Source organism: Mucilaginibacter sp. P19 (assembly GCF_050632265.1).
In the GTDB taxonomy this organism is placed as follows: domain Bacteria; phylum Bacteroidota; class Bacteroidia; order Sphingobacteriales; family Sphingobacteriaceae; genus Mucilaginibacter; species Mucilaginibacter gossypii.
This window is the reverse complement of record NZ_CP192586.1, coordinates 6652072-6667415: the sequence shown is the minus strand read 5'-3', so window position 1 is coordinate 6667415 and position 15344 is coordinate 6652072. Positions and strand designations below refer to the sequence as shown.

Annotated in this window: 11 protein-coding genes, 2 tRNA genes and 2 pseudogenes; 10 read left to right on the top strand and 5 right to left on the bottom strand. The window is 43.7% G+C overall.

Annotated features, from left to right (window positions below; genetic code table 11):
- The first annotated feature begins 87 nt into the window (after positions 1–87).
- Positions 88–1809 carry a DUF6600 domain-containing protein gene (locus ACQ86K_RS32885; RefSeq protein ID WP_431199480.1) on the top strand — a complete coding sequence of 574 codons (1722 nt, stop codon included), beginning with the start codon at positions 88–90 and terminating at the stop codon, positions 1807–1809.
- An 84-nt stretch (positions 1810–1893) separates the two neighbouring features.
- Positions 1894–2340, top strand: coding sequence for a thioredoxin family protein (locus ACQ86K_RS32880; protein WP_091173590.1), 447 nt, complete (start codon positions 1894–1896; stop codon positions 2338–2340).
- A gap of 72 nt (positions 2341–2412) precedes the next feature.
- Here ACQ86K_RS32880 and ACQ86K_RS32875 read toward each other — a convergent pair whose 3' ends face one another.
- Together ACQ86K_RS32875 and ACQ86K_RS32870 are read right to left on the bottom strand one after the other, a co-directional pair.
- The gene (locus tag ACQ86K_RS32875; protein ID WP_091173587.1) at positions 2413–3258 is read right to left on the bottom strand and encodes a ferritin-like domain-containing protein; all 846 of its coding nucleotides are present in this window, start codon (positions 3256–3258) and stop codon (positions 2413–2415) included.
- Positions 3259–3270: 12 nt separating this feature from the next.
- The gene (locus ACQ86K_RS32870; RefSeq protein ID WP_091173583.1) at positions 3271–3963 is read right to left on the bottom strand and encodes a ferritin-like domain-containing protein; all 693 of its coding nucleotides are present in this window, start codon (positions 3961–3963) and stop codon (positions 3271–3273) included.
- 1297 nt (positions 3964–5260) lie between these two features.
- Here ACQ86K_RS32870 and ACQ86K_RS32865 point away from each other — a divergent pair.
- The 3 genes from ACQ86K_RS32865 to ACQ86K_RS32855 all read left to right on the top strand — a co-directional run bounded on the left by ACQ86K_RS32865 (position 5261) and on the right by ACQ86K_RS32855 (position 5971).
- Complete coding sequence (locus tag ACQ86K_RS32865; RefSeq protein ID WP_090535036.1) at positions 5261–5578, top strand: hypothetical protein; 318 nt, start codon at positions 5261–5263, stop codon at positions 5576–5578.
- 102 nt (positions 5579–5680) lie between these two features.
- Positions 5681–5755 (top strand) — tRNA-Val (locus ACQ86K_RS32860).
- A 141-nt stretch (positions 5756–5896) separates the two neighbouring features.
- Positions 5897–5971: transfer RNA gene (locus ACQ86K_RS32855), tRNA-Val, on the top strand.
- 92 nt (positions 5972–6063) lie between these two features.
- On the opposite strand, the gene ACQ86K_RS32850 is transcribed toward ACQ86K_RS32855, so the two are convergent.
- Positions 6064–6837: a M17 family peptidase N-terminal domain-containing protein gene (locus tag ACQ86K_RS32850; RefSeq protein WP_256337525.1), complete on the bottom strand. Its 774-nt coding sequence runs from the start codon at positions 6835–6837 to the stop codon at positions 6064–6066.
- A 201-nt stretch (positions 6838–7038) separates the two neighbouring features.
- Here ACQ86K_RS32850 and ACQ86K_RS32845 point away from each other — a divergent pair, with 201 nt between their 5' ends.
- A complete protein-coding gene (locus ACQ86K_RS32845; protein ID WP_091173577.1) occupies positions 7039–8340 on the top strand; it encodes a leucine-rich repeat-containing protein kinase family protein in 1302 nt (433 codons plus the stop codon).
- 606 nt (positions 8341–8946) lie between these two features.
- On the opposite strand, the gene ACQ86K_RS32840 is transcribed toward ACQ86K_RS32845, so the two are convergent.
- The gene (locus ACQ86K_RS32840) at positions 8947–9141 is read right to left on the bottom strand and encodes a hypothetical protein (RefSeq protein ID WP_091173572.1); all 195 of its coding nucleotides are present in this window, start codon (positions 9139–9141) and stop codon (positions 8947–8949) included.
- 72 nt (positions 9142–9213) lie between these two features.
- Here ACQ86K_RS32840 and ileS point away from each other — a divergent pair.
- The 4 genes and pseudogenes from ileS (at position 9214) to ACQ86K_RS32820 (ending at position 13980) form a co-directional block, all read left to right on the top strand.
- A pseudogene (gene ileS / locus ACQ86K_RS32835) lies at positions 9214–12598 on the top strand (isoleucine--tRNA ligase).
- Positions 12598–12980, top strand: a pseudogene (locus ACQ86K_RS32830) (TraR/DksA family transcriptional regulator). Before ileS ends, ACQ86K_RS32830 begins: the two co-directional pseudogenes overlap by 1 nt.
- Positions 12981–13586: a lipoprotein signal peptidase gene (locus ACQ86K_RS32825; protein ID WP_090533800.1), complete on the top strand. Its 606-nt coding sequence runs from the start codon at positions 12981–12983 to the stop codon at positions 13584–13586.
- A 262-nt stretch (positions 13587–13848) separates the two neighbouring features.
- On the top strand, positions 13849–13980 hold the full coding sequence (locus tag ACQ86K_RS32820) for a hypothetical protein (protein WP_431199479.1): 132 nt from the start codon (positions 13849–13851) through the stop codon (positions 13978–13980).
- Between the two features lie 265 nt (positions 13981–14245).
- Here ACQ86K_RS32820 and ACQ86K_RS32815 read toward each other — a convergent pair whose 3' ends face one another.
- Positions 14246–15277: a hypothetical protein gene (locus tag ACQ86K_RS32815; RefSeq protein WP_431199478.1), complete on the bottom strand. Its 1032-nt coding sequence runs from the start codon at positions 15275–15277 to the stop codon at positions 14246–14248.
- Positions 15278–15344: the final 67 nt, after the last annotated feature.

Sequence of the window (15344 nt, the reverse complement as noted above, 5' to 3'; positions counted from 1 at the left end):
ACAATTTTTGCTTTAAACGTTTTATACTTCTGCTTGTCATACATTCAGCAACACCAATGTGACAGGCCATCTTAAACATACATTATTATGAAATTTATTAATAAAATATGCGGTATTAGCTTAATAGCATTTTTAATAATGCTTGCCGCACCAAACATGAGTAAAGCCCAGGAAGGAGGCTATGTATCCGACCAGGAGTTTTACGACGAACTTGATCCATACGGTACCTGGGTTAACGACCCGCAATACGGTAACGTTTGGATCCCGGACGCCGGTGACAATTTCAGGCCATATGCTACCCGGGGCCACTGGGTAGTAACCGACTATGGCAATACCTGGGTATCCGATTATGAATGGGGCTGGGCTCCGTTTCATTATGGCCGTTGGCGCTATGATGATTATTATGGATGGGAATGGATTCCAGGCCATGAATGGGCCCCGGCATGGGTAAGCTGGAGGCACGGCGGCGGTTATTACGGCTGGGCGCCTTTACAGCCAGGTATAAGTATCAATATCTCTTTTGGCAATAGTTACAATGTGCCCGACAATTACTGGGTTTGCGCACCACAGGCATATATTACCAGGCCGAATATCTATAATTATTATGTGCCGCAAACACGAGTAGTTAACATTATTCATCAAACAACAATTATTAACAACACTTATGTTAATAACAACCGTACTTATATAACCGGCCCAAGAGTAAATGAGATCAGGCAGGTTACTAACAACCGTAACGTGCGTGTTTACAACATTAACAACGTTAACCGGCCAAACGGCGGCGGCAGGATAGTTAATAATACAGTAAACATTTACCGTCCGGAAGTAAGAAAAGCACCCGATGCACGACCTGCAAGGGTGGTAAACGCTGCGGCTTACAGGCAGCAAAACCCTAATGATGGCATCGCCAACAGACGCGGCGGTAACGCTACTATCAACCCCAATAATGCGGCCCGTCTGCGTCAAATTGCCCGTAACGAAAGACCTGATAACAAAATAGTACAGGTTAACCATCCAGGCCCGGCAGCCCGGCCTAACCCGGAAAATGGAGCTCGCCCAAATCAGCCAAATGCAAGGCCAGGAGACAATCAAGCTCAGCGTCAGCAACAGGCTCAACAACGCCTGCAACAGCAACAAGCACAAAGGCAACAACAGCTTGATCAAAGACAAAATAATCAAACCCAACGCCAGCAGCAACAACAAGCCCAGCGTCAACAACAATTACAGCAAAGGCAGCAAGATCAACGGGTAAAAAGCGAGCAGCAGAACCGTCCGCAGTCCCAGCAGGAACAGCAAGCCCAAAGGCAACAACAAGTACAGCAAAGACAGCAGCAACAGCAAGCTCAAAGAGAGCAGCAGCTACAACAGCGCCAGCAGCAGGAACAGCAGCAGGCTCAACGTCAACAGCAGCAGCAACAACAACGTCAGCAACAAATGCAGGCCCAACGCCAGCAACAGGAACAACAGCGCCAGCAACAAATGCAGGCTCAACGTCAGCAGCAGGAACAGCAACGTCAGCAACAAATGCAGGCCCAACGTCAGCAGCAGGAACAACAGCGCCAGCAACAAATGCAGGCCCAACGTCAGCAGCAGGAACAACAGCGCCAGCAACAAATGCAGGCCCAACGTCAGCAACAGGAACAACAGCGCCAGCAACAAATGCAGGCTCAACGTCAACAACAGGAACAGCAACGCCAGCAACAAATGCAGGCTCAACGTCAGCAGCAGGAGCAGCAACGCCAGCAACAACAACAGCGTCAGCAACAGCAACAACGCCAGCAGCAGGAAAGGCGACCTGCAAACCGGTAAAATAAATTTATAACCGCTGCAATAAACAGCACGTATAAAGCATTATATACGTGCTGTTTTTATTTATAATCGCTATTATTAACAATGAAGAAATTCCTGCATATTAATTATTTTATCATCGCACTTGTTATCGTACTCAGTTCCACCGTCAGGGCACAGGAAAACGTAAGCAAGTCATCAACCCAAATCAACTTTATTGAAAACTCCTGGACCGAAGCTCTAAAACAGGCTGCCCGTCAAAACAAATATATTTTTGTTGATGCTTATGCCACTTGGTGTGGCCCCTGCAAAATGCTCAAGGCTACCACATTTAAAAACAACAAAGTAGCCGATTTTTACAACGATAATTTTGTAAATGTAGCTATCGACATGGAAAAAGGACAAGGCCCTGCCCTGGCTGCTGAATGGGGACTGCAGGCCTACCCTACCATGATTATATTTACCAGCAAAGGCAAACCCGTATCAGGAACCGTAGGCTATATCAGGGCAAATGACCTCATTAAATTTGGCAGGCAGGCATTGAACAAATAATTGAATTTTAACTATAAAAAAGACCGGCGCTATAAGCAACCGGTCTTTTTTTAACTCAATTAACAACTTTATTTAGGTGTAGATAAAAGTACCTACTAATAAAGCCAACACCTGGTCCATAGATAATGGCTCGTCAAAAGCAGCGGTAGCAACAGCTACTGAAGTAGATGTGCCTGATACACCCGGCAATGTGGTGAGATTGACCCCGCCCTGGGTAACGTTTTGTTCGCCATCGTAATTTCCGTTAACCTGCGGCACACCGGTATCGTTGCCTAAAGTAGCGGTACTGGTGATCCACGGGGAAACGCCCAGCAACTGACGGATAGCCGATGCGTGACGGGCTTCAACGGCATGAATTGATAAAGCCGCCGTCAAAATATCTTTATTGCCCAGCAAGTTAGGCGCCTGGCCTTTATAAGCACGTACACCTGTATCTTCAAAAGCCAGCGCCACCTTCAAAAACAAGTTGTAATTGCCGAACAAACCTTTAAAGGGCCCCTCACCTGTGCCGCCGCCTGCTGTAAAGTCAAACTTGGGCGAAGTAACCGGCGTACCGCCCGAAGCTGTAATAGCTGATTTCAGGAAGGCCACGTGTTGGTTTTCGTCTTCTTTTACTGCGTTAATATAAGAGGCGCCTGCAGCAGGGATCAAACCTGCTGAGGCAGCACCTGTATTATAAAATGACGACTCAAGATATTCAAGTGTTAAAGCATAATTTAAAACCTCAATCACTGTTGGAGCAGCAGCAGCCCCGTACGCCTTTTTGAGCATGGTACCCATGGCAAACGGCACAGCGGCCATAGCCACTTTTGAACCGAAGCTGGTTATATTTTTGATAGCTGCACGACGCGGATTAAGCCTGTCGTTCAGTTCGGGATCAAATTTTTCTATCTCGTCTATTATATTAAATAAATTCATGGCGATGTGGGATTAAGCTGTGTAACTATAATTGGATGCACTCACTTTAGTTTTGAGGTAGGTGTTTGCGATAGGCAATACCTCGGCAATGGTAGCTGATTTATTCAACCCGTTGCTGTCTACCTGGTCATCGGCAGCAAATGACCCTGCAACAAGCATATTGCTAATCAATGCAGCGTGCCTTGCCTCAACCGATACAATTTTACCCGCAATGGTTAAATAACCGGCATCCTGAATCAGGTAACCGGCACCATCATAAGCTTTAACACCGGTATCTTCAAATGCTTTGGCAGCACCAAGTACGGCAGCTTTTTTGGTAAAATCGATAGTGCTGAAATCGACAGTAAGTGCAGGGATTGCATTACCGCCTAAAGCAGCTTTGAAAAATTCACGGTGTAGCACCTCATGATCACGGATACTTGTGAAAAGCGCTTTTTCATCGGCGGTCATGCCCGAATATGGCGTGGTAATTACCTGGATATAAAATGCGGCTTCCAGTTGCTCAAGCGCGTAAGCGTAGTTAAGGATCGCAAGATCGCCTTTGGCACCGATATCAATGCCCCCGCCAACAATTACCTTGTGGTCTTTGTGACAAGCTGCTGTAGCTAAGAGTCCGGCTGATGCCACGCCTAACCCCGCATAGCGTAAAAATGACCTCCTGGCCATATTTGCTCCGCCTATGCTTTCCTGTTCAGATGTTTTCATAGAGTTCGATTTTTAATGCTATAATTAGTTATCTTGTAGATGGATATACGCCCGTAATAACCCGCCGGATTTCAATTTGCGATAATTAAGCTACTCTTAATTGGAGTGTTTAACTGCGGGTAAAACCTATGGCTCTATTACAGCTAAAAAGACCTCCCCAAAATTCGGAATAATAAAAAAGGCCGAAACGCTCTCGCAGTTTTTCGGCCCTACATCTACCTATGAAAACAACCCTTTGAAAAGGGTATTAATACTTATCCAAACCTGGTGCCAAATCCTAAAACCGCTTTTAAACTTCTATAAATAAGCTTTTGAAGCTAACAGATATCCCCGTGTGGAAAGCAATCCCAAAATCGGGAATTATAAGCTACTATCATTAACCATTCTTAATTAAAAAGCAATCAGATCAGAGAGAGAGATTGAAATTTCCGCTAAATAAAAAAGGCCGGACAACTCTCGCAGTTATTCCGGCCCTACATCTACCTATGAAAAACAACCCTTTGAGAAGGGTATTAAACTATATTCAAACCTGATGCCAATGTTTAAAAATGGCTTTAAATGCCTAATTGGCAGCTTTTTAAAACACAAACACTTCTCAATGTGTAGAAATGACACCCAAAACCGGGAATTAATTTCCCATTGGTTAATTTCGGCAGGCTACATTTTAATCATCAGGCAACATAACGCCGTAATAAAAAAGGCCGGACAACTCTCGCAGTTGATCCGGCCCTACATCTACCTATGAAAAACAACCCTTTTTAGTAAGGGTATTAACTTTAATTCAAACCGGGTGCCAAATACCAAAACGCCTTTCCAGTATTCTAAACGCATTTTCAAAGGCCTAATGAATATAAAGTGTGTAGATACTTTCCGGGAATAGTGGTATAATTTTCCCAAAAGTTAAAACTTGACCGGCTAAACTACCTTGCCAGTCATCACATGCCTAGATGACATATCCAGTTATATAAACCTGCTTTGGAGAGGAAACCGGCATTAAACATTTGATAATAAAAAAGGTCGAAATACTCTCGCAGTATTTCGACCCTACATCTACCTATGAAAAACAACCCTTTGAGAAGGGTAATAACATTTATTCAAACGAAATGCCAATTAATAAACATGCATCTATATGCCTTAAAAACAGGTTTTTAATATTACTTAAATATTAAACTGTAGATTTTTTCCCCAAACGAGGGTGCTATTTCCACACCCAGGGGAAACGATTAAAAAGTCAAACAATTTTTAACATAAATGCTTAATCAGGAAACCATCCCATATAAACTTTGTTAAACCGATTATGGACTATAATGTATATTTACTGGCAACCGATCCTCAAAACCCCTGCAGGGATGTGATCCACTCCAGGGATACACGCCTCAAGGTAAAAGTTTACTGCCTTGATGAAGAACAATTTAGTCCGGATGACAACGAAATTCAGCTTTACGGCTACGCCGACCAGAAGCTTTACGCTTTTGAAACGGTTAGCGTAGCTGCCGAAGACGCGCTGGATTTGGTAGGCGCCATACAATGGTATGCCCACTACATCGAATTTCCGGAAATGGAAATTCTTCCGGAAGACCCCCGCCCGCGTGCCCAGTACAGGGATGTGAAGTAAATTATTAAAACACATCTCATTAAAAATCAACACATTACAAAAAATGCAAAATATTTTTTGAAGAATAAACATCAAGCCCTATATTTGCAGTCCCAAAAGCAAGGGAGCTTAGCTCAGCTGGTTCAGAGCATCTGCCTTACAAGCAGAGGGTCACTGGTTCGAACCCAGTAGCTCCCACTAAAAGCCTGACAGCAATGTTGGGCTTTTTTATACTTGCAATCTTCGCTAAATACTTCACAAAAGTATTTGCATTATATGGCAAAGTGATTTAACTTCGCCGCTCGGTTTTACCAAAACGATGGTAAAATTAAAAACAAAGGGAGCTTAGCTCAGCTGGTTCAGAGCATCTGCCTTACAAGCAGAGGGTCACTGGTTCGAACCCAGTAGTTCCCACAATAAAAAAGCCCTGCAAATCGCAGGGCTTTTTTATTTAAAATCAGCCTTTAAAGTCTTTCAAACTCATTATTATCGCAATACGCTTTGAGTTAATCCCCCTTGAAACTACCCACAAAAGCTTTAACCGCATCAGCAGTGGTTTGAAAGAACGTCGGCCCTGCAAGCAGCGTTATTTGAGTAACAGGCTTAGCGGAACTAAGCGAATGATTTTTCAAAAAAGCCTCCGTTTCATAGGCGCTTATAGCGCCTTTAATAACGTTTACAGCAACAACGCCTGTAGGCGAATCAATACCAGCATCCTTTAAATCACTGGCATGCGAGTAACTGCTTACCCCCAACCTTAAAGCTTCGCGCATTTCCACACGGCCAACGCTGATCATTAGTTCGGGATTAAAGGACTTTCGGTCGCCAAGCCCTATGATCAGCAACTTTCCGGCAGGCAAGCTGCCAACCGACGGTGTAATGAGCATTGTTTCCAGGGCCCTGCCTTCAAACCGGCCGCTTTTACGCAATTCGGTGAGTATCCCTTTTAAGGCCTCATCTACATGTACAAGGCCGTTAAGATTACGTGGCAATGCGGGCGGCGAATTAAAAATATCGCCTTCTGTGTATTCAAAAACACAAATTACCTGAAGTGGTGTTTGCTGATTGGAGGGTGATTGAACGGCAGTTGATATTGTTATACCGTCTATTTGGCCAATTGTTACCGATGTACCGGGAGCGGGTAAAGTTGACGCTTGTGTTTGTGCCCAACCTTTTGTAAAACTTACTAAGCTGATGATTGCCATTGCAAACATCAGCTTTAACGAGCCTGTATGCGATTTTATAGCTACTTTCTTGATTATTGTAATATTGTGTTCCATGGATGGCGATGTTTAAATTGATATTATTTATCTCTCTTACTAATACATCAAAAATGGAGGAAATTGAAAAACAAAAAGATGACGTAGATTAAGAAATAAAAAATCATCTTAAAAGCTAAATAAATCTAAACGCGATTCCACCATATCACATATGAGGCACAACCAAAATGTTAAGCATTTTTTGTTCTTTTGCTTTAGCCTATGCAAACGTTAAAACAGTTAAAAAACGGAGAATTAAAAGGAGCAGTATCGCTTAAACTATCAGAAAATCTTTCCCACTTTCCTGTTGAAATTTTTGAACTGGCAGATACACTGGAATATCTTGATCTTTCATTCAATAAACTGAACGCATTACCGTCAGATTTTGGCCGGCTCAAAAAACTGAAGATCTTTTTCTGCTCAGAAAACCAATTCACTATTTTGCCGGAAGTATTGTCCGATTGTCCGTTGTTGGATATTGTTGGCTTTAAATCAAACCAGATAAAAACCGTACCGCCGGCATCGCTTAATCCTAATCTTCGCTGGCTCATCCTCACCAACAACAAGGTTACCGAATTACCTGCCGAAACAGGCAATTGCAGCAGGATGCAGAAACTAATGCTTGCAGGTAACAGACTAACAAAACTGCCGGCTACACTTGCTGGCTGCCGTAACCTGGAGTTACTCCGGATTTCCGCCAATCAACTAAGTGAATTTCCCGGATGGCTCTTATCTATGCCCAAACTATCATGGCTGGCTTTTTCGGGTAATCCTTTCAGCTATAAACCAACTGTACATTCACTTACAGCAATTGATAGCAGCGAATTGGAAATTAACCAATTGCTCGGCGAAGGCGCATCCGGTGTTATCTCCAAAGCTACCTGGAGGCATGCCGGTGAAACCACTGAAGTTGCGGTTAAAATATTCAAAGGAGCAATTACCAGCGATGGCCTGCCCGAAGATGAGATGAACGCCTGTATTACCGCAGGCAACCATGACGGATTGGTAGAATTAATAGGCCAAATCGCCAATCATCCTGGAAATAAAAAAGGCCTGGTGATGAAACTCATACCAGGGAGTTTTTACAATCTCGGCCAGCCTCCCAGCCTTGTTAGCTGCACGCGTGATGTTTTTAAGCCTGACCAGACTCTGACACCCGAACAGGTACTAAAAATTGCAGGCACCATTGCATCCGTAGCGGAGCATCTGCACTACAAGGGGATTATGCACAGCGACCTGTATGCACACAATATTTTGATTGATGATGAAGCCAACACACTGTTCAGCGATTTCGGGGCAGCCTGCTTTTATGATAAAGCCAATACAACAATAGCCAACAAACTTGAACGGCTTGAAGTAAGGGCTTTTGGCTATTTATTAGACGACCTGGCAAGGCTATGCAATGATACAGAACATCCTGATCTTAAAAAGTTATTAGTTTTGAAAGAAAGCTGCCTTAGCGAACAATTAACAAACAGACCCACATTTCAATATTTAAACGCAAAATTTTCCGGATTAAAATAGCCGGTCAAACCTGCTGTATTCATCCGAAACGCTACAGCGAATTTCATTTCCCTGACAACCTGTTTTATTTTGGGAAAACGAGTTACCTGCCCGCAATATTTTTAATTTTTTAGAAAAATTTAAACAAAAAACGATAGTTTTTGATAATCCGTCGATTCATTTAATCTATTCGTCGGTTTTTTTTGATTTTAATAATTCTTATAGTAGATTTGTAACTATTTCAATACAAGGTTACCACCTTGATTTGTGATAAGGTTTAGGTTTAAAGCCTCCAAGCAGCGAGTGCAAGGAGGCTTTTATTTTTTACCCTTATCCATAACGCATCAACTAAAATTTTAGTATATAAAAAAGTCCTGAGTCGAAAGTATTTAGCACCGATGTTGGTGTTGTCAAAAACATCTTTGTCCATTTGTCTTTTTAATGGAGAACTACGCCACAAGCATAGCGTAAAGACGTTGGTAACAATACCAACATCGGCAAGAGCCAACCAACCGTGAGATCAGCGATTTATGATTAAAATACCGCGGCGGTTCCGGTTGAGCAATGCTGCACTGCCTATCCAACTTTGAACTTAAGACTTACGACCAACAACTCAGTACCTAAGGCTTACTTATTTTCCTTCACCACGTCAATAAGCCAGGTCACCAGGCCGATAAAGCCGGCAATAAATAAACCAGCTCCCGCACCGCGCGCATAATCATCCCATTTTTCGTTGGGGCCGCTGGGAATGGCCATCCCTGCCGAAAACAGGATTATCCCGATTAATAAAAGATAAACAGAGCGTTTTGCTTTATTTTTCATCGGCGTAAATTAAAAAAATCATTTTTAAATTCTGTATTTTTGCAACCTCTTAAAAACGAGGTGAAATTATAGATGTACAAGGAATATAAGCAGTTAAACTTATCGCAAACCGGCAAAGAGATACTGGACTTCTGGAAACAGAAAAACATTTTCGAAAAAAGCATTACCAGCCGTCCGGCGGGTAGCCCTTATACTTTTTATGAAGGGCCACCGAGCGCTAATGGTATGCCCGGGATTCACCACGTAATGTCGCGCTCAATTAAAGATATTTTTTGCCGCTACAAAACCCTTAAAGGCTACCAGGTAAAACGTAAAGGCGGCTGGGATACCCACGGTTTGCCTATTGAGCTTGCCGTTGAAAAGGCCCTGGGCATCACTAAAGATGATATCGGCAAAAAAATAAGCGTAAAAGATTATAACGATGCCTGCCGTAAGGAGGTAATGCGCTATACCGACGTTTGGAACGACCTGACCGAGAAAATGGGTTACTGGGTCGACCTAAACGATCCGTACATCACTTACAAAAACGAATACATTGAAAGCCTTTGGTGGATTCTTAAACAGCTGCACAATAAAGATCTGCTGTATAAAGGTTACACCGTACAGCCATACTCTCCAAAATCAGGTACCGGCCTTAGCTCACACGAGCTTAACCAGCCGGGCACCTACAAAATGGTGAAGGATACCACCATCACCGCCCAGTTTAAAGTTAAACGCGATAATGATTCGGAGTTTTTGTTTAACGGCATAGATACCGAGGTATTTATTCTGGCCTGGACAACCACCCCATGGACTTTACCATCAAACTGCGCCCTCGCAGTTGGCGAAGCCATTACCTACGTTAAGATCAGTACCTTTAACCCTTACACTTACCTGCCGGTTTGTGTAGTTTTGGCTAAAGACCTGATTAAGAAATACTTTAAAGCTGAAGGCGAGAACGCTTCGTTCGCTGATTACAAAGGTGGTAATAAGATCATCCCATGGAAAATTGAGGCAGAAGTAAAAGGCAGTCAACTGGTGGGCATCCACTACGAGCAGTTGATGCCTTATGTAACCAACGAGGATCTGGAGAAAAATGCGTTCCGCGTTATTCCTGCCGACTTTGTTACTACCGAAGATGGTACTGGTATAGTACATACCGCATCTGTTTTTGGTGCGGATGACTTCAGGGCATGTAAGGAAAACAATGTTCCATCAGTAATGGTGAAAGACGAAACCGGCAAAGATGTTCCGTTGGTGAACAAACAAGGCCGTTTTGTTGATGAAGTTACCGATTACGCCGGCCGTTACGTTAAGGAAGAATATTATACCGACGCCGAGCGTGCCGAAGAAGGTTTTAAACCGACCGACGTACTCATCTCTATCAAATTAAAAACCGAGAACCGCGCGTTCGACGTTAAGAAATACGAACACAGCTACCCGCACTCATGGCGCAGCGACGAGGCCGATACTATATTATCCGCTCGATAGCTGGTTTATCCGCACCACAGCGGTGAAGGATAAAATGGTGGAGCTGAACAAAACCATCAACTGGAAACCGGAATCAACCGGTACAGGCCGTTTTGGTAACTGGCTGGAAAATTTAGTGGACTGGAACCTATCGCGTTCACGCTACTGGGGCACCCCGCTGCCTATCTGGCGCGAAGAAAACGGTACAGAAGAGATCTGCATTGGTTCAATTGCCGAGTTAAATGCAGAGATCGCGAAATCGATCAAAGCAGGTTTCATGCCCGAAGGTTTTGTGCTGGAAGACATGCACCGCCCTTATGTTGATGATGTTGTTTTAGTATCATCAACCGGCAATAAAATGCTGCGCGAGCCCGACCTGATTGACGTTTGGTTTGATTCGGGCGCTATGCCTTACGCACAATGGCATTTCCCATTTGAAGGCCAGGAGGAATTTAAGAATGCTTACCCGGCAGATTTCATTGCCGAGGGCGTTGACCAAACCCGCGGCTGGTTCTTCACCTTGCATGCCATAGCGGTAATGCTAAGCGAAGCAAGTGATGAGGTGAAAGCCATCAATGAGCAGGTAGGTAATAAAGGCATCGCCTTTAAAAACGTGGTATCCAATGGTTTGGTGCTGGATAAAAACGGCAACAAAATGTCTAAACGATTAGGCAATGCCGCTGATCCGTTCGAAACCATCGAAAAATATGGCGCTGATGCCGCCCGCTGGTATATGATCAGCAATGCATCGCCTTGGGATAACCTTAAATTTAATGAAGAGGGGATAGATGAAGTTAGGCGTAAGTTTTTTGGCACGCTGTACAATACCTACTCGTTCTTTACATTATATGCCAATATTGATAAGTTCACATACAGTGAACCAGAGATAGAGAACCGCAAACGCCCGGAGATAGACCGTTGGATCATATCCCTGTTAAACACTTTAAGCAAAGAAGTTGACGGTTATTATGCCGATTTTGAGCCAACCAAGGCGGCCCGTGCTATCCAGGAATTTGTTGACGTGCATTTCAGTAACTGGTTTATCCGTTTAAGCCGCCGCCGTTTCTGGAAATCTGATAACACAGAAGATAAACTTTCGGCTTATCAAACTTTATATACCTGTTTAATTTCTATCAGCAAACTGATGTCTCCAATTGCACCATTCTTTGCCGATAGGTTATATTGTGACCTGAACGCTGTTACCCGCAAGGAAGAGTTTGAATCGGTACACCTTGCTTACTTCCCCGAGTACAACAGCGCACTGGTTGATGCCGAACTGGAAGAGCGTATGCAACTTGCACAGGATGTTTCGTCGTTAGCGCTTTCGTTACGTAAAAAGGTGAATATCAACGTGCGCCAGCCATTGAGCAAAATTTTATTGCCAATACTGGATAAAAGCTTTAAATTACACGTTGAGGAGGTTAAAGACCTGATTTTGTCTGAAACCAACATTAAGGATATCGAGTATATTACCGATACCGCAGGTTTCATTAAAAAGAAAATAAAGCCAAACTTCAAGGCCTTAGGCCAAAAAGTTGGTAAGGATATGAAAGTTGTAGCCGAAGCCATCACAAATTTCTCCCAGGATGATATAGCCGCTTTAGAAGCCAATGGCAACATCCCGGTTCTTGATGGCAAATACGAAGTATTGGCTACCGATGTAGAGATTATAGCCGAAGATGTACCCGGATGGCAGGTAGCAAATCTGGGAAAACTAACCGTGGCTTTAGATGTTACCATAACCAATGAATTAAAACAGGAAGGTATCTCGCGCGAGTTTATCAACCGTGTGCAGAATATACGTAAGACCAAAGGATTTGAAGTAACTGACAGGATAAACGTGCAGGTAAGCAGCACCCCGGCGATCAGAGAGGCCGTGGAAAACAATCTATCCTACATTTGCGCCGAAATTTTGGCCGACAGCATTACGTTTGTGGATAACCTTACCGGGGGCGAGCCTGTTACAATTGACGAACAAGAAATATTGATTGCTATTAGTAAAGTATAATGAAACAAGAACAAGAAAAAACCAGATATTCTGAAGCTGACCTGCAGGAATTTAAAGGGATTATCCTGGATAAAATGCGCATAGCCCGCGAGGAATTAAACTCATTGGCTACCTCATTGAGTTCGCCTAATGCCAACGGCACCGATGATACTGCCGGTACTTACAAAACATTAGAAGATGGTTCGGCCACGCTTGAAAAAGAGCAGATAAACCAATTGGCCGCCCGTCAAAAAAGTTTATTGAGCAGCTTGAAGCTGCCCTTGTACGTATTGAAAATAAAACTTATGGTGTTTGCCGCGAAACAGGCAAGCTGATCCCGAAAGAGCGTTTACGTGCTGTTCCGCACACAACCCTCTCTATGGAAGCTAAATTAAAGCAATAAATGAAGGCTGCTTATACCAAACCTTTTTTAACTGCTGCCTTCATCATCCTTGCCGACCAGATCATCAAGACCTGGGTACGTGCACACATGCAGCTCCAGGACGAAATTCGCTTCCTGGGAAGCAGGGGAATGCTGCACTACACCGAAAATAACGGTATGGCATTTGGTATGGAATGGGGCGGCGATGCGGGCAAACTGGCGTTAACGTTGTTTCGCATAGTTGCGGTTTGCGGTATAATTTACACCCTTATTTATTTAATTAAACACAAATACCACCGCGGGCTCATCATGAACGTAGCGCTCATTTTAGCCGGCGCCATGGGCAATATTATCGATTCAACCTTTTATGGTATAATGTATAAATATGCGCCCTTATTTCATGGCCGCGTGGTTGATATGTTTTACTTCCCGCTATTGCGTGGCACCTATCCGTCTTGGTTCCCATTTTGGGCAGGCGAGTCATTCGAGTTTTTCAGGCCGGTTTTTAACCTGGCCGATGCCTCTATCTGTGTAGGCGTAATTATGATCCTCTTATACCAGAAACGCTATTTTAAACACGAAAAACCAGAAGTAGCCAGCCCCAACAGCGAAATGGTTGAAGAATAGAATTATTAAATACTTAATATATCAAAAGCCGCGATGAGCGGCTTTTTTCGGCTCATCGCCTGTCGCCCAGGGTTAGTCGAAGGGTTACGAAGGCCCGTCCACTATGCTTCGAGAACCTAAGCATAACATCCTTTTTCTTTACGTGCCGGCCTGTCACCCTGGGCTTGTCGAAGGGTCGCGCGCAGAGGCCTGCCCACCATGCTTCGAGAACCTACCCATGACAAGATAAAAAATATGGTTTTTCGCAGCAGATCAGCTTCGGGTGAAAACGAGCAGAACGATGCTGGGCGGTGCGGCTGCAGGGCATAGCAAGTTTTTGCAGAAGTGGTGGGTATATGTGTGCGAATCGGGGCAAAATAATTACAGCCGTGGTTCTGTTCGTTTTGCAGGGTGAAGGCCGTGCCGATGGCTATGGGGCCAGTTTGTGCGCAAAGAAGCCTCTCTGCTGTAAGCCTTTTTGGTTACTTTTGTGGCGACAAAAGTAACTGGCCCCGCGCGGCCAGGAGCGCGACGATGTAAGTCAAATACTAATGAAGCCCGTTACCAGCCTGTCGGGGATTGCTTCATTCCTTACAGCAATGACTTGACGCAGATGTCATTTTACCTTCAGAGGCCACCGGATTTAAATCACTCAGCATGACATCCTCTTTTTAGTTTCCTCAAAAATCCACGTAAACCAACCTGCAAACCTGCTTACTACTCCTGTTGGCATCGGTAACAATCAATGCCCCCTTCTTAAACAGGGCTATACCTTCCCAGTTATTTTTAACACCATCAAATGAACGTATATATTTCCACTGCTTACTTTTACGGGTATTCAACATTACTATTGCAGCGTAAGGGTTGTTATGGAGGTAGTTAGGATCGGTTCTTAATTTACTGCCAATCTCCGGGACTGCTTTGCTAATATTAGCCTCTGACTTTTTCACCCAATCGTTATTTAGATAAGCATCGTAATCACCGTTCCAGAAATAATTTACACCGTAGATCTTCCCGTCACCGGCTGCTGCTATGTCCGTAATCCTGAAATACAGGAATGGTGTTGTAATTTGCTGAGGCATCTTACTAAACGAAGTATCTATCAAGTAGCCGCAGCCACCTTTAGACATTGCATTAAACTCATAATAAGCCAGCAACTTGTTTTCTTTAGGGAGATAGGTAACACTTTCAAACCCGGCATTGCTGATGGGTGGATATCTTCGCAGGGAAATAAAATGCTCCGGGTCAATTATCACTTCTCCTTTAAAGGTATCTAATTTGCCCTTCAGCACAAAACAGTATGGGTATTTATCGTCCGTTTCGATAGAAAGGAAAACCGTATTATTAGCGATGCTGATAGCTTCAAAGCCTTCATAGTTTGCTTTTACAGAATCGGGGAGCAAGTTCAAATTTTTTACGCTGATGGTTTTAAAGGCTGATAATGCTGTGTCCTGTCCATCTATAACCCTGTTGATGCTATCTGCAAGGATGCTATACAGGTTAAATGTACCATCCAATTTTGTTTCTTTATGATCGCCATATTGCGGTTCGAGGTAAAGGCGACCGCCATAAATAGTCATACCCGAAAATTCTTCGTTTACACCGTTGATGGCTTTTGGCAGAGGGATGTTTTTATACATATTTTGCGCCCTCGCAGCCATTGCCGAAACGACGGTTATCACCAGCATAAAAAACAATCTTCTCTTTTTCATATCGCCCGGATAATGTTGATTAAAAATAGATAATAAAGTCCGGAAAACTTTAACCTATGCCAATTCA